This is a genomic window from Liquorilactobacillus oeni DSM 19972 (assembly GCF_001436275.1).
Lineage (GTDB): Bacteria > Bacillota > Bacilli > Lactobacillales > Lactobacillaceae > Liquorilactobacillus > Liquorilactobacillus oeni.
The window spans coordinates 116,124-135,142 of sequence record NZ_AZEH01000039.1; the positions used below are offsets into that span (position 1 = coordinate 116,124).

Annotated in this window: 21 protein-coding genes, 2 tRNA genes and 2 other annotated features; of the genes, 18 read left to right on the forward strand and 5 right to left on the reverse strand. The window is 35.3% G+C overall.

The features are described from left to right. Nucleotides 1–292 precede the first annotated feature (292 nt). The gene (locus FD46_RS05745) at nucleotides 293–565 is read right to left on the reverse strand and encodes an acylphosphatase (RefSeq protein ID WP_057896212.1); all 273 of its coding nucleotides are present in this window, start codon (nucleotides 563–565) and stop codon (nucleotides 293–295) included. Nucleotides 566–661: 96 nt separating this feature from the next. On the opposite strand from FD46_RS05745, the gene FD46_RS05750 reads away from it, so the two are divergent. From FD46_RS05750 to FD46_RS05790, 9 genes are all read left to right on the forward strand, one after another. Then, a complete protein-coding gene (locus FD46_RS05750) occupies nucleotides 662–1,435 on the forward strand; it encodes a TrmH family RNA methyltransferase (RefSeq protein WP_057896213.1) in 774 nt (257 codons plus the stop codon). 105 nt (nucleotides 1,436–1,540) lie between these two features. Next, nucleotides 1,541–2,041, forward strand: coding sequence for an HD domain-containing protein (locus tag FD46_RS05755; protein WP_057896214.1), 501 nt, complete (start codon nucleotides 1,541–1,543; stop codon nucleotides 2,039–2,041). Between the two features lie 78 nt (nucleotides 2,042–2,119). Further along, complete coding sequence (locus tag FD46_RS05760) at nucleotides 2,120–2,458, forward strand: winged helix-turn-helix transcriptional regulator (RefSeq protein WP_057896215.1); 339 nt, start codon at nucleotides 2,120–2,122, stop codon at nucleotides 2,456–2,458. A 41-nt stretch (nucleotides 2,459–2,499) separates the two neighbouring features. Next, nucleotides 2,500–2,704, forward strand: a binding site (T-box leader). Between the two features lie 57 nt (nucleotides 2,705–2,761). Then, complete coding sequence (pheS, locus tag FD46_RS05765; protein WP_057896216.1) at nucleotides 2,762–3,808, forward strand: phenylalanine--tRNA ligase subunit alpha; 1,047 nt, start codon at nucleotides 2,762–2,764, stop codon at nucleotides 3,806–3,808. Between the two features lie 7 nt (nucleotides 3,809–3,815). Then, nucleotides 3,816–6,224, forward strand: a complete 2,409-nt coding sequence (pheT, locus tag FD46_RS05770; protein WP_057896217.1) for a phenylalanine--tRNA ligase subunit beta — start codon at nucleotides 3,816–3,818, stop codon at nucleotides 6,222–6,224. Between the two features lie 119 nt (nucleotides 6,225–6,343). Continuing rightward, on the forward strand, nucleotides 6,344–7,480 hold the full coding sequence (gene mltG, locus FD46_RS05775; protein WP_057896218.1) for an endolytic transglycosylase MltG: 1,137 nt from the start codon (nucleotides 6,344–6,346) through the stop codon (nucleotides 7,478–7,480). Further along, nucleotides 7,480–8,133, forward strand: a complete 654-nt coding sequence (gene udk, locus FD46_RS05780; RefSeq protein ID WP_057896219.1) for a uridine kinase — start codon at nucleotides 7,480–7,482, stop codon at nucleotides 8,131–8,133. The genes mltG and udk overlap by 1 nt, the downstream gene beginning before the upstream one ends. A 34-nt stretch (nucleotides 8,134–8,167) precedes the next feature. Continuing rightward, a complete protein-coding gene (gene greA, locus FD46_RS05785; protein ID WP_057896220.1) occupies nucleotides 8,168–8,644 on the forward strand; it encodes a transcription elongation factor GreA in 477 nt (158 codons plus the stop codon). A 539-nt stretch (nucleotides 8,645–9,183) separates the two neighbouring features. Next, nucleotides 9,184–9,271: transfer RNA gene (locus tag FD46_RS05790), tRNA-Ser, on the forward strand. 725 nt (nucleotides 9,272–9,996) lie between these two features. On the opposite strand, the gene FD46_RS05795 is transcribed toward FD46_RS05790, so the two are convergent. Together FD46_RS05795 and FD46_RS05800 are read right to left on the reverse strand one after the other, a co-directional pair. Next, a complete protein-coding gene (locus FD46_RS05795; RefSeq protein ID WP_057896221.1) occupies nucleotides 9,997–10,308 on the reverse strand; it encodes a hypothetical protein in 312 nt (103 codons plus the stop codon). Nucleotides 10,309–10,674: 366 nt separating this feature from the next. Next, entirely contained in the window at nucleotides 10,675–10,890 is a 216-nt protein-coding gene (locus tag FD46_RS05800) for a DUF378 domain-containing protein (RefSeq protein ID WP_057896222.1), read from the reverse strand. Between the two features lie 507 nt (nucleotides 10,891–11,397). On the opposite strand from FD46_RS05800, the gene FD46_RS10600 reads away from it, so the two are divergent. After that, on the forward strand, nucleotides 11,398–11,568 hold the full coding sequence (locus tag FD46_RS10600) for a hypothetical protein (RefSeq protein WP_235805582.1): 171 nt from the start codon (nucleotides 11,398–11,400) through the stop codon (nucleotides 11,566–11,568). A gap of 111 nt (nucleotides 11,569–11,679) precedes the next feature. Continuing rightward, entirely contained in the window at nucleotides 11,680–12,210 is a 531-nt protein-coding gene (locus FD46_RS05805; protein ID WP_057896223.1) for a GNAT family N-acetyltransferase, read from the forward strand. Between the two features lie 346 nt (nucleotides 12,211–12,556). Here FD46_RS05805 and FD46_RS05810 read toward each other — a convergent pair whose 3' ends face one another. After that, complete coding sequence (locus FD46_RS05810; protein WP_057896224.1) at nucleotides 12,557–13,309, reverse strand: NADPH-dependent oxidoreductase; 753 nt, start codon at nucleotides 13,307–13,309, stop codon at nucleotides 12,557–12,559. A gap of 326 nt (nucleotides 13,310–13,635) precedes the next feature. Here FD46_RS05810 and FD46_RS05815 point away from each other — a divergent pair, with 326 nt between their 5' ends. From FD46_RS05815 to FD46_RS05830, 4 genes are all read left to right on the forward strand, one after another. Beyond that, on the forward strand, nucleotides 13,636–14,838 hold the full coding sequence (locus FD46_RS05815) for a hydroxymethylglutaryl-CoA synthase (protein ID WP_057896225.1): 1,203 nt from the start codon (nucleotides 13,636–13,638) through the stop codon (nucleotides 14,836–14,838). A 102-nt stretch (nucleotides 14,839–14,940) separates the two neighbouring features. Beyond that, nucleotides 14,941–15,831: a hypothetical protein gene (locus FD46_RS05820; protein ID WP_057896226.1), complete on the forward strand. Its 891-nt coding sequence runs from the start codon at nucleotides 14,941–14,943 to the stop codon at nucleotides 15,829–15,831. Continuing rightward, nucleotides 15,824–16,825, forward strand: coding sequence for a hypothetical protein (locus FD46_RS05825; protein ID WP_057896227.1), 1,002 nt, complete (start codon nucleotides 15,824–15,826; stop codon nucleotides 16,823–16,825). The genes FD46_RS05820 and FD46_RS05825 overlap by 8 nt, the downstream gene beginning before the upstream one ends. A gap of 7 nt (nucleotides 16,826–16,832) precedes the next feature. Further along, nucleotides 16,833–17,321, forward strand: a complete 489-nt coding sequence (locus tag FD46_RS05830; protein WP_235805583.1) for a dUTPase — start codon at nucleotides 16,833–16,835, stop codon at nucleotides 17,319–17,321. A gap of 432 nt (nucleotides 17,322–17,753) precedes the next feature. Here the strand turns inward: FD46_RS05830 and FD46_RS10680 are convergent, their stop codons facing one another. After that, nucleotides 17,754–17,885, reverse strand: coding sequence for a hypothetical protein (locus FD46_RS10680; RefSeq protein WP_268872847.1), 132 nt, complete (start codon nucleotides 17,883–17,885; stop codon nucleotides 17,754–17,756). A gap of 174 nt (nucleotides 17,886–18,059) precedes the next feature. On the opposite strand from FD46_RS10680, the gene FD46_RS05835 reads away from it, so the two are divergent. The 3 genes from FD46_RS05835 (at nucleotide 18,060) to FD46_RS05845 (ending at nucleotide 19,016) form a co-directional block, all read left to right on the forward strand. Then, nucleotides 18,060–18,133 (forward strand) — tRNA-Arg (locus FD46_RS05835). 127 nt (nucleotides 18,134–18,260) lie between these two features. Beyond that, nucleotides 18,261–18,351: a sequence feature (ribosomal protein L21 leader region), on the forward strand. 16 nt (nucleotides 18,352–18,367) lie between these two features. Next, nucleotides 18,368–18,676 (forward strand): 50S ribosomal protein L21, encoded by a 309-nt coding sequence (gene rplU / locus FD46_RS05840; protein WP_057896229.1) that lies wholly within the window; start codon nucleotides 18,368–18,370, stop codon nucleotides 18,674–18,676. Nucleotides 18,677–18,695: 19 nt separating this feature from the next. Then, nucleotides 18,696–19,016 carry a ribosomal-processing cysteine protease Prp gene (locus tag FD46_RS05845; protein WP_057896230.1) on the forward strand — a complete coding sequence of 107 codons (321 nt, stop codon included), beginning with the start codon at nucleotides 18,696–18,698 and terminating at the stop codon, nucleotides 19,014–19,016. The last annotated feature ends 3 nt before the right edge of the window (nucleotides 19,017–19,019 follow it).

The window sequence follows — 19,019 nt, forward strand, 5'->3', positions numbered from 1 at the left end:
CATTATGGTAAAAAGAAGGGAGTGTGCTAATAGTCGTTAGACTTTGAACATTAACTGCAAATTACGAACATAATTTTAATTTAATTGTGAGTAATTCGTGGTTAAACGTACAAGACTGGTTATTGAAACACGTTAATATGGAAACTACAAGAAAGCACAAAAAAACTGAGCCAAAACATAAGTTTTGATCCAGCCTTTCTTTGCCTTTTATTTATAATTTTTGGACCAACACGTTTAATAATTATTTTTTAGGGCTTTAATATCTAAAAGTATGACTACTTTCACACCATTCTCAGTATGCTACTTTAAATTCCCTGTAACTTTGTAAGGAGCTTTCCTTAAGTTCAACATGTTCTATTCTAGCTGCCGGACTGGGTGAATTCTTAATACGATCTATAAACTTTTTGAGATCTTGTTCTTGTCCTTGAGCTTGAATAAAAACGGAACCATCTGGTTCATTACGAACAAATCCCAAAATCTTATAATTATCAGCAACTGATTTAGCGGAGTAACGAAAGCCGACTCCTTGCACTCTGCCAAAGACTTTCATAGTAACAGCTTGCATAACACGACCTCCTTTAAAGGTAATTTTACCAGAATAATTTTAAAAACCAAGAATATGGTATACTTACATGAAGTTAAAGATTTAAAGAGGTAAAAAATGAAAATTATCAGATCTGTTCAAAACAAACAAGTCAAAGCTTGGCATAAACTAGCTACAAAGAAAGGAAGAATACTGCAGCATAGCTATTTTTTAGACGGCTGGCATTTGGTTAAAGAAGCCCTTCTCTCTGGACAAAAGATAACGCAGCTATTGCTTGTTCCTAACTCAAAGTATACTGAAAAGTTAAAAGAAATAAATAATGGTAAAAATGAAATGGTCTTGATTTCTGAAGAGGTTGCACGGACTTTAAGTGATACTCCAAGCCCGCAAGGAGTCTTTGCGATTGTGTCTATTGAAAAACCTGTGTTTTCATTTGCTGAGGTGAAAAACGGTGCATGGCTGCTGCTTGATGCAGTTCAAGATCCGGGAAATATTGGTACGATGGTCAGAACTGCTGATGCTGCAGGATTTAAGGGTGTTATTTTTGGGAAAAAGACTGCCGATATCTATCAGCCTAAAGTAATTCGAGCTATGCAGGGCAGCCAGTTTCATATAAGCTTGCTTGAAGGAGAGTTATTAGACTATATTACTGAAATGAAAGAACGGAAAATTCCAGTTTTTGGTACTGAATTAAGTAAAACTGCAAGAACGTATACAGAGGTTGGCAAATTTGAAAATTTTGGTTTAATAATGGGGAACGAAGGCAATGGTGTTCAGAGTGATATTTTGAAAATGTCTACAGCAAACCTTTATATTCCTATTAAAGGAAAAGCTGAATCTCTTAACGTTGCTGTTGCAGCTGGAATTCTTATGTTCCAGCTTAAAAAATGAAAACTTTAAGTTTGTTTAATAAAAGAATAAAGTCAACGCTTATTTGATTGCAAATTTCATACTTTCATGTATCATAAGGGGAGAAATATTTAAGAGGGGTATTGCATGAATAAAAGTGAATGGCATGATGATCAAGAGTATATGAATTATGTAGGCGATCTTTTAGCTACTCCTGAAGTTCAACGGTTAGCTAATTTCAAACAGCATTATTTTTCTAATCGCTTGGAGCACTCTATTTCTGTTTCGTATGTAAGTTATCGTATTGCAAAAAAAATGCATTTAAATGCAAAAGCAACGGCACGTGCTGGACTGCTGCATGATTTGTTTTATTATGATTGGCGGACAACTAAGTTTGATAATGGTACACATGCTTGGATTCATCCGCGAATCGCAGTTAGAAACGCTGAGAAAATAACTCATTTATCAAAATTAGAGCGTGATATTATCATTAAGCATATGTGGGGTGCTACTATTGCGCCGCCAAAGTACCTTGAAGGATACATTGTTACTACAGTGGATAAGTATGAAGCTACCTCTGAAGTGAGTGTACCTTTGATGGTTCGTTATGAGAATTTTATAAAACAACATCTTGGTCTTGTGAAATAAGACTTCGCTTTTTAATTGACTGCGAAGTCTTTTTTGTATAAATTTAATGATATGAAGAACTATTTTGGGGGTGAGATAATGGTGAAAACTTTGCTTACTTATAAGCAGTGTCCAAGATTCGAAAAAACTTTTGGGATTCTTGGACGCAAATGGAACGGGTTGATCATCGATGTTCTCTTGACTGAAGGAGCACAACGTTTCAGAGACATGGCTAACAAAGTTGATAAGTGCAGTGATCGTGTTTTAGTAGAAAGGCTGAAAGAGCTTGAAGAAGAAGATCTGCTTGAACGAGTCACTTTAGAGGGAGAAACTTATACTGTATATCGTCTTACTGAACGTGGAAGAGATTTAACAAAAGTGATGAAGAGTATTCATGAATGGTCTGAGAAGTGGTATACTCTAAAAGATTGCGAGTAAAGCTTGACGGTTATAAAAACCAGGTATAGACTTATTAAATGAGAAAAACTGTGATGAAAGCTAGTAAGGGTTTTTAAGTTAAAGAGAAGGGGTATATTTGCTGAGAGTATCCTGCATAGAAGACCTTGAATTTCACTTTCAGAGTTGCTGCCAGAAATGGTGTGCCGGATCAATATTCGTTAAAATGTTAAGTGTCGGAAAATTTTTTCCGGAACAAGGGTGGTACCGCGTGGCCTCGTCCCTTTATCGGGATGAGGTTTTTTTGTGTCTCAAATATGTGAGAAAGTAAAGGGGATGTCTTTGGTGGATTTAAAAGAGCGATTAAATGACTTAAAGAAAAAAGCCTTAGCAGAAATTACAGAAACTGAGGATTTGAAAAAGGTTAACGATTTGCGTGTTAAGTTGTTGGGCAAAAAAGGTCCTATCACTGAAATATTAAGAGGAATGCGGGATTTGTCATCTGAACAAAGACCTCAGATTGGAAGCTTTGCTAATACTGTTCGTGATGATTTAACTCAAGCTATTGCGCAACGCAGGGAAAAACTTGAGATCATTAAAACGGCAAAAAAACTGGAAAAAGAGAAAATAGATGTTACTTTACCGGGTGCAGCAGTTAAGGCGGGGCAACCGCATATTATAGAGCAAGTGATTTCACAAATTGAAAAGCTCTTCTTAGGAATGGGTTATCAAATTGTTGATGGACCAGAAATAGAAGAAGATCATTATAACTTTGAGATGATGAATCTGCCTAAGGATCATCCAGCACGTGATATGCAAGATACTTTCTATATTAATGATCAGATCCTTATGAGGACTCAAACTTCACCTGTACAGGCTCGGACAATGGAGAAACATGATTTTTCCAAAGGCCCATTAAAGATGATTTCCCCAGGGAAGGTCTATCGACGCGATACAGATGATGCAACTCATTCACACCAATTTCATCAAGTCGAAGGGCTTGTCATTGACAAGCATGTTACGATGGCAGACCTTAAGGGAACACTTCAAGCTGTGGCGAAAACAATTTTTGGGGAAAGTCGTGAGATCCGGTTACGTCCAAGTTATTTTCCATTTACTGAACCTTCTGTTGAAGTCGATGTTTCCTGCTTCAAATGTGATGGAAAGGGTTGTGCCGTTTGCAAACAGAGCGGTTGGATAGAGGTATTGGGAGCCGGTATGGTTCACCCGAATGTTCTTAAAATGGCTGGAATTGATGCGGATGTCTATGGTGGATTTGCTTTTGGGTTAGGACCTGATCGTTTTGCAATGCTTAAGTACGGAGTAGACGATATTCGTGAATTCTATTTGAATGATATGCGGTTCTTAACACAATTTTCACAGAAGGGATAGGTATCAGATGAAAATTTCGACAAAATGGCTCAGTGATTATGTGAAACTAGATATTCCAGCAAATGAATTAGCTGAAAAGATTGAACGTACAGCAGTAGAAGTAGATGATGTCAGTTGCTTGGCATCTGGATTGAAGAAAATAGTGGTTGGCTATACTCAACATGTTTCTGCGCATCCTCAGTCTGATCATCTGCATATTTGTAAAGTAGATGTGGGAGAAGATAAGCCTTTACAAATAATTTGCGGAGCACCAAATATTGCTGCAGATAAAAAAGTGATTGTTGCTCTTCCTAATTCAAGGATTGCAGATAATGTTAAAATTAAACGCGGCAAGTTGCGTGGAGAACTTTCTGAAGGAATGATCTGTTCTTTACAAGAGATAGGCTTTTCTGAAAATGTTGTACCTAAGGAATTTGCAGATGGAATCTACTTTCTTCCAGATGATGCAGTTGTGGGAAAACCAGTTTTTGATTATTTAGGGATGAACGAAAACATTATTGACTTAGACGTTACTCCTAACCGTGCTGATATGCTTAGTATGAGAGGGACTGCCTACGAATTGGCAGCAATTTACGATAAAAAATTAACTTTAAAACACCCCAAAGTTGTTGAAGAGGGGGATACAGTCGGTCATTATGTTATTCCTAGTGCGGATTCCAAGCTAGCATCTACTTACCTGATGCGTGTTATCACAGGATTAAAGGTAAAGCCAAGCCCAATGTGGCTTCAAAAACGACTTTGGAATGCAGGAATTAGACCAACAAACAATCTAGTAGACGTTACAAATTATATTTTACTGGATTACGGACAACCGCTTCATTCATTTGACTATGATAAAATCAGCGGCAAAAATGTCGAGGTTCGTTTGGCACAATCGCAGGAAAAAATTAAAACACTTGATGAAAAAGAACGTGTTCTACGTCCTACGGATATTGTGATTGCTGATGAAAAAGGGCCGATCGCACTGGCAGGCACAATGGGCGGCTTACGAACAGCTGTTACTGATTCTACTACTACTGTGGTACTTGAAAGTGCGGTCTTTAATCCTTCCTTGGTTAGAAAGACTGCTCGTTATCACAACCTGCACAGTGAAGCTTCGATGCGCTTTGAGCGTGGAATCAATCATGCCACGGTTGAAGAAGCGCTTGACGCAGCAGCCCAATTAATCGCAAAATTAGGTGATGGAAAAGTGGCTGAAGGTATTGCTGCAGCTACTAAAGAAGAAGTTCATTCTGTTTCAGTTTCAATTGGGTCAAAAAAAATAAATGATGTGCTTGGTACAAAAATAAGCGCTGCTGAAATTAAAAATATTTTTGAGCGGCTTGATTTTAAGGTGGACATGAACTCCGCAGACAAATTTACAGTTGAAATTCCACCTCATCGTTGGGATATAAGTATCCCAGCTGATCTTATAGAAGAGGTTGCTCGAATCTACGGATATGATAACTTACCAGCGACTCTGCCAAAAGGTGAACTTACACCAGGACTCTACACCTACAAACAAAAAGTTATCCGTGCTACTAAACGTTTACTCGAAGAAACTGGTTTGACGCAAGCTATTTCTTATGGTTTAACAACACATGAAAAAGCTGGCCAGTTCATGATGGAACCTTCTGCTGCGACTGAACTTGCATTTCCAATGAGCTCTGACAGAACTACCATTCGGATGAACTTGATCAGCGGTTTGTTGGACGATGTGGCCTATAATACTGCAAGAAAAGTGAAGAATGTTGCTTTGTATGAACAAGGACGCGTCTTCTATCGTGAAGAAGAAAACGAACGGCCACGTGAAGTAGAGCATGTTGCTGCTGCCTTGACAGGTCTTTATGCAGCAGGATCATGGCAATATCCTAAACAACCGGTAGATTTCTTCTTGGTTAAGGGTATTGTGCAGCATCTGCTCGATTCATTAGGTGTTAAGCATATACAATTTAAAGCAGCTACCGGGCATGAAGAGATGCATCCAGGAAGAACTGCTGACATATATGCTGGGGATACTTTTCTTGGATTTCTTGGAGAGGTTCATCCAAACATTTGCAAGGAATATTCAATAGATAGAACTTATGTGTTTGAATTGGATTTGCAGAAGGTTATTGATCTGCCGAAAGAGCAGGAAGTTTACGTCTCAGTTTCAAAATACCCTGAAATTACCCGTGACGTTGCATTAGCTGTTTCGAAAGAAATTGAAAATTCTGCAATAGTTGATTTTATTAACGAAAACGGTGGGAAACATCTTGTGAATATTGAGCTTTTTGATGTTTACGAAGGTGAACATATTGCGCACAATAAGAAATCACTTGCATATAAAATGACTTATCAAGATCAAAGTCGCACGCTCTCTGATGAAGAAGTGACAGAAGAATTTGAAAGAGTTATGAAAAAAATTGAGACAAAATTTGATGCTGTAATTCGCTAATTCTAAAGCAAGGGTAAAGCCCCTTGCTTTTTTGTAAAGACTGCCTTATATTTGAGTGCAATTTAAATTGTTCTTATGTATAATGGAAAAGATAGCTTTCTTGAGAATGGAGGGATAACTTGAATAATGGGGAAGAGAATAAAGGCTTAGACGATAATGACAAGCAACAGCCAAAAAATATTTTTGCAAATAGAATTGTTCGCGGTGTAGTACTCGTTATTGCTCTTTTGGTAGTTGTATTATTATTCATCGGTTTTCATTACTTTAACCGTGCACAACAGCCGCTAAACCCGAATAGTAATAAAAAAATTGAGGTAAAAGTACCGATTGGAAGCACTTCAAAACAGATCGGAAGTATTTTAGAAGAAAAGAAAGTTATTAAAAGCGGCTTTGTATTTGATTATTATGTTAAAACTAACAAGTACACCCATTTTAAGGCTGGTTACTATGAATTTAAACCATCAATGACTTTGAAGAAAATTGTACAGAATTTGCAAAAAGGTGGTTCAAGCCAGCCGCTTAACGCGGGTAAAGTACTAATTCGTGAGGGTGTTACTGCAGATGAGATCGGTGATGTAATTCAAAAGAATACCAGGTTTAAGAAAAAAGATTTTCTGGCACTGCTAAACAACCAGAAATTTTTAAACGAACTTAAGATAAATTACCCAGATCTACTTGCTTCTGCACTTGATGCTAAGGGTGTACGCTATAAATTAGAAGGGTACCTTTATCCTGCTACTTATTATGCAGGTAAAAAGGGCAGTTTGAAAGATCTTGTAACTAAAATGGTTACTAAGTCTGATGCAATGCTGAAACCTTATTATAGTGAGATTAAAAGAAAAAAAATGACAGTACAGCAAACATTGACTTTGGCATCTTTAGTTGAACGTGAGGGAGTTACACAAAAAGACAGATACCGAATTGCCGGTGTATTTGAAAATCGTTTGGATAAGGGTATGAAGATTCAATCTGATATCTCCGTTCTTTATGCACTAGGAAAGTATAAAAAGAATGTAACTTATAAAGATCTTGAAGTCGATTCACCATATAACCTTTATAAAAATGAAGGGGTCGGTCCAGGACCATTTAATAATCCAAGTATTGCTTCTGTACAAGCTGTTTTGAACCCTTCAGGACGTGCGCAAGGGTATCTGTATTTTATCGCAAATATGAAAACTGGCAAGGTATACTATTCTAAAACTTATTCCGAACACCAGATACTTACTAAAAAACTTCAGAAAGATAATAACGAATAATGACAGAGAAAAATAATAAACGACGGCCCGTTATCATCGGCGTGACGGGCGGCTCAGGCAGTGGTAAAACTACGGTTAGCAGAGCAATTTTTGAGCAGTTGCAACAAAATTCTCTTTTGATACTGCAAGAAGATTCATATTATAAAAATCAAGATGCTATGAGCCTTGTGGAAAGGCGAAAAGTAAATTATGATCATCCCGATGCATTTGACACAGACCTCTTGATTAAGCAGCTGCAGGATTTATTAAACTGGAAATCAATTAAAGTTCCAGTGTATGATTATAAAACACTTAACCGCAGTAAAAAGTTTATTCTGGAAAATCCTAAAGAAGTTATTATTATAGAAGGAATTTTGGTACTGAGTGATCCACGACTACGAGATTTAATGGATATCAAGGTTTTTGTCGATACGGATGATGACATTAGAATTATCAGAAGAATTATCCGTGATACTAAGGAACGTGGACGATCATTGGAATCTGTTGTGGCACAATATCTGCAGACTGTTAAGCCGATGTATCATCAATTCATTGAACCGACTAAGCGCTATGCTGACTTGATTATTCCGGAAGGCGGAGAAAACCAAGTGGCAATTGATTTATTATCCACTAAGGTAAAAGATGTTTTGCGTCATAACCATAATTTACCTTAAAAATATAATTTAAGAAATGAGAGGAGTTAAAAAAATGGCTGAAGAAAAAATTTATCCGATGACACTTGAAGGAAAGAAAAAATTAGAAGAAGAATTAAACACTTTAAAGACATCAAAACGAGCAGAAGTTATTGAACGTATTAAGATTGCAAGAGGATTCGGTGATCTGTCCGAAAACTCGGAATATGAATCTGCTAAAGATGAACAATCATTTGTAGAAGGACGTATAAAAACCGTTGAACAAATGCTGAACCATGCTGAAATTATTGATAATGACAAGGTAGCCAAAAATGAAATTGCTGTTGGTAAGACTGTTACCTTTAAGGAATTACCCGATGAGGAGCCTGAGACCTATACAATTGTCGGAGCAGCAGAAGCAGATCCTTTCTCAGGTAAAATCTCGAATGAATCACCAATTGCAAAGGGACTTGTGGGGCACAAGCTAGGAGAAAATGTTGACATTGAAACTCCCGGCGGTGCTATGAAAGTTAAAATAATCGAAGTTAAATAATAAAGAATCAAAAGAAAAGGTTATCTATTTTTTGCTCTTATCAAAACCAAATGAAACACTACATGGTCAACTGCAAATATTTTACAATAAGAAAATAAAGACGGCTACTATTAAAGACATTGACATTTGAAACCAACAGATGTTAATGCTCGTAGTATTGTTGTGGAGTAATATAAAAATGTTCCATTTTGTATTCCCCCAGAATACAATTATTTCATTTAACCTTTACTTCAGAACTAAGATAAAGCAATCGCTTTATCTTAGTTTTTTTGTTCTCAAGTACAAAGCGAATAAGTATAAATTAATTAAATTGTAAAATAAATAATAAAGGACTTTGAAAAATACCATCACAGCGTGGACGAATGTAGTGACATACCGCAAATTAGCGTAAAAATATTATATTGTCCCTTTTTCTTAATGAGAAAAGTGAACTTTAGCAACATACGAAGAAAAAGCGGTTTTAAACAGTTCTGCAGGCCTAATATGTTATAATAACATTGCTTTTTTTTGTACTAGTTGATATAATATTTATCGTTGTTGGAGAGTTGGCAGAGTGGTAATGCACCGGACTCGAAATCCGGCGAACCGGCTTATACCGGCGCGCAGGTTCAAATCCTGTACTCTCCTTATTTTGTTAATTTAGTTTATGTATAATTACTAGAAATGCCGGTATAAAGGCATTTCTTTTTTTATGTCTGTGCTGTTTTATGCTAATTTATAAAAGTTTGGTGCACTTTTGGTGTACTAAGAGTATCTAATATGTGTTCAATTTCGGTATCGGCGCACTTTTTATACTTATTGATTAAATAAGAATATACGTGATTGGTATTTGAAATATCCGAGTGGCCAAATTGCTTCGAAGTTGATATAAAGATCAATATTCTTTGAGAGCAGAGAAGTCGCATGAGTGTGTCTAAGGGGGTGAGCGTGAAAACTAGTCTTACTATCTATCGTACGCACATGTTTTCGAAGACTGCTTGAGTGTTTTATCCACTGCTGACATAATATGGGGCTGAATTTCAAATGTTACCCTCAAAAAATTATTTTCTTATCAAGGATATAAAGCCAGTTGCAATGAAATAAGTTCCGCCTAAAATTTCATAAACGCTCCAATAATTTAAAATTTAATGTTTATTAGGAAGAAAGATGAGTGCAAAAGCTACAATGGCTAGTAATATTCCAATTATAAATTTTTTAGTATAGTAACCGTGCTAAAGCATCGGCAAAAGATGTAGCTTCTAAGTCTGAACCAACTAATACAAATGAAAGAGGAGACTGAAAGCAGAAAGTACTATCTCAGTTTTTAGAGTTACCAGTCTTTGGATTTGTAAACTTTAAACAATCGTAAAATATCAAACAAATTGCATTTCAATAATTGATTCTTCTAGTTCATCTAAAATATCATTTTCGTCGATAAATGCTATCCACGATTTTTCAGGTTCAAGCGTATTTTCTTTTACATGTGATTTCATTTTTTCATATACACTAGTTATAAAAGCAGCAAGCATTTTTTCAGATTCACGTTCGAGCCTAGCTTCATTCCATTTTTTAGCTGGCTGACGTTTCTTATTTTTATTTTCTTGGAATTCCAATGCTTTGTTATTAAATAGGCTGATTGCTTGGCTGTTGTTCTCTAAATATTCCTGAAATTGTTGTTTATTCATTTTTTATTCTCCTGTTTCGAAAGTATGTTCCTTTTCATTCTAAAAAGATTCTCTGTTTAGCTGATAATTCCAAATAATTAAGTAATTGATGCTTGGTTAATACCTGAATTTTTCATCTTGCATGGGAATTAACAATTCTAAGGACAGTATATTAGCTCCTCTTTTAACTGTTGGCATAAAAGCATGCAGGTCTATATTTCTATAGAAAGATGTACCTCACCGTAGCTGTCTTAATGGCAATTAAACATCTATTTTGAACAGCTGAATGAGTTTTAAAAGAACAACGCTAATCAATAGTTTAAACCAGGACCTTATAAAATGAAAATTTTTGGCAAAAAAAAACCGGTGTACCGGTTTTTAATTAATTTAATTCTCATGCTTAAAAGATTGCATAATAAGGGGAAAGAACTTTAACGAGTATAGAGCACAAAGACCAACGATAATATAGATAACTTTGGAAAGAATGGCTGTTTGACCACCAAATATTGTAGCAACCAAGTCAAAGTTAAATAAACCAACAAATAACCAGTTTAAACCACCGATAATTAGTAAAGCAAGAGCAATATTATCTAGAGTTTTCAAAAAAGCACTTTCTTTCTGTACAATTAAAGTATAACAGCCTTTAGGATAATAGTTTATCAATACGCAGCAAAGCATTAATAGAACAGTATTTTGGAGGTAAATAAACAGTATTTATAAAAAAATAAAAACTTGATATTTGCGAGATGTGGGTATGATATAAATGGAATTACTAAGCAACAATATATGGAATAGGAAGCTGAACTGCATGCGGTAGCGGAGGACTATCCAAGTATTCCAACTGAGACCATTATTCAACTAACGATCTAATGATAATTGGCAATGGGTATCTGATTTCCAACACTGTAATATGTCGGGGCGAAACTTTGGTATATTACAGAACTATTCAGAAAGAAACGTCTAATGATTCAAAGCCGGCACAAGCAATTACTAATGAATTACTAACAGACTGCTTTTGCAACCACAGGTTCATTAAGTGCTGGTAACATTGTTTATATTAGAACTGCGGCAAATAAATATTGCGGTTCCAGTGCGCCCATTCTTAAGTTCATGGAGAATAAGAATTATTATGTTCTCGCAGCTAATGGAAATTGTGTAATGATAGAAAATCATGTTAACAAAAGCCATACTAACGTGGTTAAGACCGCTTTTTCAATTGTTTCAAAGATTATTATTACATTGCAGTATGTTCGTAATAGTAATTTCATCTATGTAGTTTAGTATTCATATGATGAAAACATTTGTTGTGCAGTCTGTTGGTAAAATAGATCTATTTTTTATAGAACATTATTATATAATTATCTAAAATTATATAAAAGGGGAATAATCGGCATGAACTTAAAGATAATAAGCAAAGATGATGAACAAAGTTTGCTTCTAAAAAATAATTCATTTGATATTTTGGGAGAGATGATTATAAAGAGAAATAAAGAAAAATGGAATTACGAAATAAGAAAGTATGATAAAAAAGAAATAAAAAAACAGATCTTTCCGGATGAAGATTATAAACTGGAAGATATAAATAAAAATGGGTTTGCCATTGGTGCTTTTAAGGGTGAAGAAACAATTGGTTTGGCGATTTTTAATAATCAGTGGAATAGATACTTATACTTAGAGGATTTAAAAGTTAGTGGGAAATACAGACGAAAGGGGACTGCTCATTCACTTTTGAAATTGGCAGAAAAGATTGCAAAAGAAAGAGGATACAAGGGTTTTTGGGCAATAGGACAAAATAATAATGTCGCAGCATGTGAATTCTATTTGAAATACGGCTTTGAAATTGGTGGACTTGACACTAAAGTATATAGTTATACTTCTCAAAAGGGAAAACAAGATATTTATTTTTATTATGATTTTCCCTAATTAAAAATCGTATTCTTTTTGTGACGGTAAAGCCTAAAAGAATGACGTGCTCATTTCAGCTCAAAACGATTGAAGAATTGAAGGTAATATATCTTGAAAATATTGTTACTGAATTGAAGAAGCTGACTAATCTTCCTATAAAAATACAGTAGTTTTACCGATAAAAATTGGAGAGTAATAAAATAGACCGAATCTCTAAAATGAAATAAACCTATTTTTACATAGTTAAAAGTTAAAAAAGATTCTATCCAGTATACCTTTATGTAGTTAATAAAAAGTCTATTTCATATTAAGAAATAGACTCAATTAATTCATAATAAACAGTTATCAAATTTTATGATAACTATTAAGCAAGACATAGCTGCTGAGAGTGAAGAACTTCAACGGTTTGATTACGGTTAGTAATGTGTTTATCCATTTTTTTTGATGCAACTTGTTTTGTGAATGAATCGATTCGTCTATTGGTGTCACGCAGATCGTAATATGTACTGACAACTTTATCGTAAGAATCGAGCTTGTGAATATCAACTTCTTTTGGATAACTATCTTCGAATAAGGTAAAACTTAAGGGTAAACGCGGTTTTAACTGTGGATTTTGTGTAGGAACTCCAACTTGTAAACCTAGCAGTGGGAAAGTCATTGGTGGCAGATTAAGGTTCGTAATTAGTTTTTGAGGATCATTCATGATACTACCTAATATAACTGCTCCAAGGTTCAGACTCTCCGCAGCGTTAACAACGTTTTGGACAGCTAAAACTGTGTCCTCAACACCTTGTAAAAAGACATCGGTCATGTGTAAACGTCCATCATCTTTGCCTAATTGTTTTCGAATTTGTTGGTTACGATAAAGGTCCACAACAAAAATGAAAAGATCACCATTTTTGCCTACATATTCCTGATTAGAAACCTGCCTAATTATTTTCTTTTTATTTAGATCCGTGATATGCATTATTGAGAATTGTTGCATAAACATACTTGTAGAGGTATGCCTTGCGACCTGCATGAGAGCATCAAACTGTTTTTTTGTGAGGTTTTGTGGTGCAAAGGAACGGATGGTTTTATGGTGCAGTTGTCGGTTAATAGTAAAATTGTCGGTCATTTTTTCCTCCGCTTAATTCTTTTTATTAGATATTGGATAGCCAAATATTTGCACAAACAGATTATTCTAAAGGGTATTATCTATGTTTCATTTTAAGTGTACAATAATTATGTAATTGTTGTTAAAAAATACTGCAACTTTAACTATTTTAATATTAAATGAAAGAATAAGTTTCAAAATACGATCATAAAATAAGCTATGCATAAAAAAATATCCGCAATACCTCATTAGTTGAAAACTAACAAGCCAGCAAGTAAAAATAGAAGTATACTAGTATTTATTGTTTTCAGGTATGATAGAACTAACTCTCTTAGGGAAGTGAAAAAATGAAAATTGGAATTAATAAAATCGGTTTTTCTACCTCTCATTTATATGTAGATATGAAGAAATTGGCATTTGCACGTAACGAAGATCCTAATAAGTATTTGATTGGGATTGGACAGTCAAAGATGGCCGTTGTTCCACCAAGTCAGGATGTAGTTACGATGGCTGCCAATGCTGCAATTCGCATTCTTACGAAAGAAGACCGTGACAGAATTAGTTTTGTAATTTTTGCTACTGAATCAGGAATTGATAATTCAAAAGCAGCAGCAGTTTATTTGGCGCACTTACTGGGTTTGAAAAATGAAATAAGGGCAATTGAACTTAAACAGGCCTGTTATGGTGCAACTGCGGGCATCCAGCTTGCTCGTGGTTTTGTAGCACTGAATCCTGAGAATGAGGTACTTGTGATTGCAGCTGATAATGCACGTTATGGAATCAACACTCCAGGGGAACCTACTCAAGGCGGTGGGGCTGTTGCTATGCTTATTTCCCAAAATCCGCAAATTCTAGCATTAGAAGAAGACAGCACAGCTTTTACTCAGGATATTATGGATTTTTGGAGACCGCTTGGAAAAACTGAAGCAGTGGTGGATGGAAAATATTCTAAAAATACTTACTTAGAATTTTTTGAAGAAACATGGCAGGCATATCTTGATAAAACCGGTTACAGTTTAAGCGATTTTGCAGCTCTTCTTTTTCATTTGCCGTACACAAAACTAGGGCTTAAGGCCTTGCAAATTGCACTGAAAGATGCTCAGCCTAGTGATACAGTCAGACTGGCTCAAGAGTTTGAACATGCTCGTTTCTTTAACAGCGAGGTAGGGAATCTATATACCGGTTCATTATACCTCAGTCTACTTTCGTTACTGTGCAATAGTGAAAAGACTAAAGCAGGCCAAAGAATAGGATTATTTAGTTACGGTTCCGGTGCAGAAGCTGAATTTTATACAGGAATAATACAGCCGGATTTTAAGAAAGGTCTAGCCAAAGTTGATTATAATCGTATTTTAAATTTGCGAAAGGAAATCAGCGTTTCTGATTACGAACAGCTGTTTAAACAGCATTTGTTTTCGGTACAAGAAGGAGCTATCTCTTATAAAGAAGATCCAGCACCTTTTTTCTTTTCTGGAGTACATGACTTTAAACGTCAATATGAGAAAAGAGGTAAAAAACCATCTCCTAACATTTGGGATAAAAACGTGTAAAATGATATAATTAATATGGATTCAAGGTTTTAAAGGTTTAAAATCAGTGCGTAAGGTTTTACTTTAAGTTATCTGGACGCATGCATATAAGGGGAGATCAGTGTGACAAATGTAAATCAGGTGAACGCACAGAAGTATTCTTTAGCAGCACAGCAGCTGTCAAAAACAGTGGCAGTTAAGATCCGCTATCTGCAAACCTTGGCACAGGCAGTTGAGAATAAAAATGATCGGTTAGTCTATCAGTTGATTGATGGACAGCGGTATTCAGAAAAGGTAATGCAATCTAAACATAGTACAGCGGATACAAAAAATGAAAGTCTAGTTGATGATATTTCTGATACTATTAGTCAATATCTCAGCGGTAACTTGCTTGCATATCTCCATGAAACTTACCCGTTTTTTTATTTTGAACAAGTAAAAAAGGGATTATTTCAGTTTTACTTTGGCAATTGGTGGGATAGAAAACTTTTTGGCTCCTTGGATGTCTTGCGTGTATCTTTTGAGTTTGATAAGGCTGAATATGAAAAACTGCGACGGGCTTTTGCTTTGGACGCCGAAAATAAGCGTTTAAATACTGATAAAATAGCATCTTTGTCAGATCAAGCAGATCAGCTGCAGGCACTAATCGATTCTCAAGGTCAACGTGATACAGAAAAAGAGAAAGTCAGACTGCAGTTGAAGAAAAACGCCCAAGAAAAGGTGATGCCTTGGGAAGCTGCCAAGTTGAGAGATGCTAAGCAGCAATTAGTTGAACACCTTTCAGAATTAACAGAGCAAGACGAAAAAGCACAAACTGCCTATAGATTGATTAAAGAGAATGAAGATCAAGTATTGGCATTATCAAAAGAAGATACACTAATAGGTTATGAAAAACAGAGTATCATTGCAAAGTTCGGCAGCTTTGAAAATTTTGAGGCAAGAAACAAGACTCTTTATCGTGACTATATCGCTGATTTGATTGCTACCAAAGGGCGGGTGAATATAAATGAGTAAGGATTATAGACAGCCGACTGAAATATTTGAACCTCAAAAAAGTCAAAGACAGTTGAGGACAATCGAAGATGCAGCAACTTTAAGTACTTCTGGCCGTTTGATTACTTACAATGACCAGTTGAAAGATAGTTTGAAACATGGAAAGATATTTACTGAACTATTTGACAGCCTGATTGAAACAAATGACCCTTCTGAATTGCTGTCTGCAGCACAAAAATTGGTTTCTTATCATCTAGACACTTCTTTTATTACTTTTCCTCAGCAATACAGCCGATCTGATTTTTATTTAATTTTTTTAAATCGCCTTCTTGCTTTGCATGATAAAGAGCGTGTCATTTTGCAGTCTTCGGACAGATTTCACGAATTATACCATGAATTTCCGGGGATTAATACGCTTGGATATTTTATTTTTCAACTAGAAACTACCGCACAAAAGGGTGCTTACTACACGGAAAAAAATACAGGTGAAACTCTTTTTTACCTTAGTTTTGATAAACATGTTTTACGTTTTAACAGTCGTGCTTTGACTGAACTCTTACTTGTGAAGTACACAGACGACGTAACGAAAGAAACACTTCGCGGTTTTGAAGAGTATTTATTGGACATTGGTAAGTTTCTTAAGGAAGACTTTGGTTTTGACGTTGATTTTACCTTGCTAGATCCTTCAAATAGTGCTGTCTATCAAGTTGCAGACTCAAATCTTCCAAGAACTATATTGGATAAACTTTTTGTTGAAACAGCACAAGGAGGACGAATACTTGAAAGAGGTGTTAACGGCGAAGCAGTCTTAAAACTTGATGATGATATAGTGGTAAAGCTGTTTTCTCAGAATGTAAATGAAGGAGCCTCGAATGGCTGGAGTATAAAAGTCAGCGATCCGCTGCACAAAGAATCTTGGTTTGATGTATTGCTTGAATATTCCTTTTTAAGGACTTGGTATTTGAATAATTTAGAGAGTCTAGAAATAAAGTCTGATTCACTTTATTTCAATTGATTACTTTATGAAAGTGGAGGAAAAAAATTACTTGGATGTAAAAAAAATGCTGGATGCTGCACGTTTGCAAAGAACTACGGGACAGCCGTCTTTCGGGCAACAGCGCGATACGGCACTTTTTTTCGAACTTAATGTTAGGCTGGCAGAATTATTAGGCAATTTTAATCGAAAAAAAGGTATTGATTTTATGGATGATTTTTGTCTGTCAGCTGCAGCTTTTCTCAAAATTGCTAATGAAAAAAAATGGACATATTTAGTTCTGCTTACGGATAAAAAAATTTCAATTTTGGAACAAAAAGATAAAAGTAAATTTATTGCGCAAGATTATTTGATTTTGCAAAAAATGCTTAATAAAAGCTATTTTGAACGTAATGCTCCAGCATTTGTACATGCTTGGCATATTTTTATTAAACTTGGACTGGTGGATTTTAAGTTTTCAGCTACAGAAATTGAAAATGCTTTTTTGAAGAAGCTTATGGAAGGAAAAAAGAATTAAGTTTAGTTCTAAAGTTGCAGTTTTTCATTATAATTATTTGCAAGCAAAACGTGCTTATATTTTGTTATTCTTAAGAGTTGAGAGTGATGAAAGTTAGATTCTGCCTAATCTTTGGAAGAATTTAAGAAGAAACGAACTTGTAGGTATTAGCTTTTAAGTATTAATTGCAGATAGCGTACGTAGTCTGAGCCCGGTTATGGACAGTTCGTAATTAAGTGAAAAGGGCTGATTATTGAAAAGGTTTAATGAACATATTAAGGGTTAAAACAGAGGGACTGGGTCAAAATATAACATTTGACCCAATCCCTCGTTTAGCTTATTTTCATATTGCTAAAAAATTGAAAGAAACATGATTTCTGTTTGTATTCTCATATACAGGTACTATCTTTTTACGCTAGTATAAAATAGTAATCAGCATATTGGATTAAAAAATTAGTAACTCGTAGTTTTACGTTCATCTTGCTTGAAATGTTTATAATTTTCCTGTACTTTACGTTGATCGTCATATAATTGGATAACACCTGCAAAAATAAGTATTCCAACAATTGCAAAAAATGGTATCATAACAATCACCCTTTTCTTTTTAATATTACATTTAAATTACATTAACATTATTGCATGATTACAAAAATGTTTCAACAAAAATGGTTTGAACCTCTCTATTTTTTTTTGATAAATTCGCTTAGAAAAAGTTTGACAGCTTGTCAGTGATATTCTATAATTGCTAATGTTGTTTATGGCTCGGTAGCTCAGCTGGATAGAGCATCCGCCTTCTAAGCGGACGGTCGAGAGTTCGAATCTCTCCCGCGCCATTTTAAAATTTTTTAAGAGCCTGATTCACTGAAATGTGAGCAGGCTTTTTGTAACCATTCATGTTTTTAAAATTAATTGACGTTTATCTTTTTTTCTGGTATGATTTCAATGTTGTATTTGTGCATGCCACAACTGCAACCGCACGCAATCAGTCAAGCAAGAAATTATCAAGCTGAAATTGATAATTCACTAAATTGCGGCGAGTCTAAGTAAGTTTAAGGAGGTGCACTTTTATGTACGCAATTATAAAAACAGGTGGAAAGCAGCTTAAGGTTGAAGCAGGTCAAGCTATTTACGTTGAAAAGCTTGATGCTGAAGCTGGTGAAAAGGTTACTTTTGATCAAGTTGTTTTAGTAGGTGGCGATAACGCTGTTGTCGGTAAGCCTTTTGTTGATGGCGCAACAGTTACAGGTACTGTTGAAAAGCAGGGCCGCGCAAAGAAAGTCATAACTTTCAAGTATAAGCCAAAGAAACATTCACATACAAAGCAGGGACATCGTCAACCATATACAAAAGTAGTGATTGATACGATCAATGCTTAATTGACGGAAGACGAAGTTAATGATTACAGTACGTTTTTTTTATACCAAAAAGCAAGTTAGCGGTTTTGAATTAGCAGGACATGCCGGATCAGGTGAATACGGTAAGGATATTGTTTGTGCGGGTGTTTCTGCATTAGCTATCAGTACTGTTAATGGTCTGCAGAAGCTTGCAAAGGCAGAACTTGAAATTCATACGGATGAAAAAGCCGGCGGCTATATGAAAGTAAAGTCAGCTGGAAAAGATGACGAAACTGAAGCAGCAGTTTTGCTATTTGCAAATTTTAAACTTGGAATAAAAGAAATTGCGCTCAGTTATCCTAAATATATAAAAATTTCCTAGATT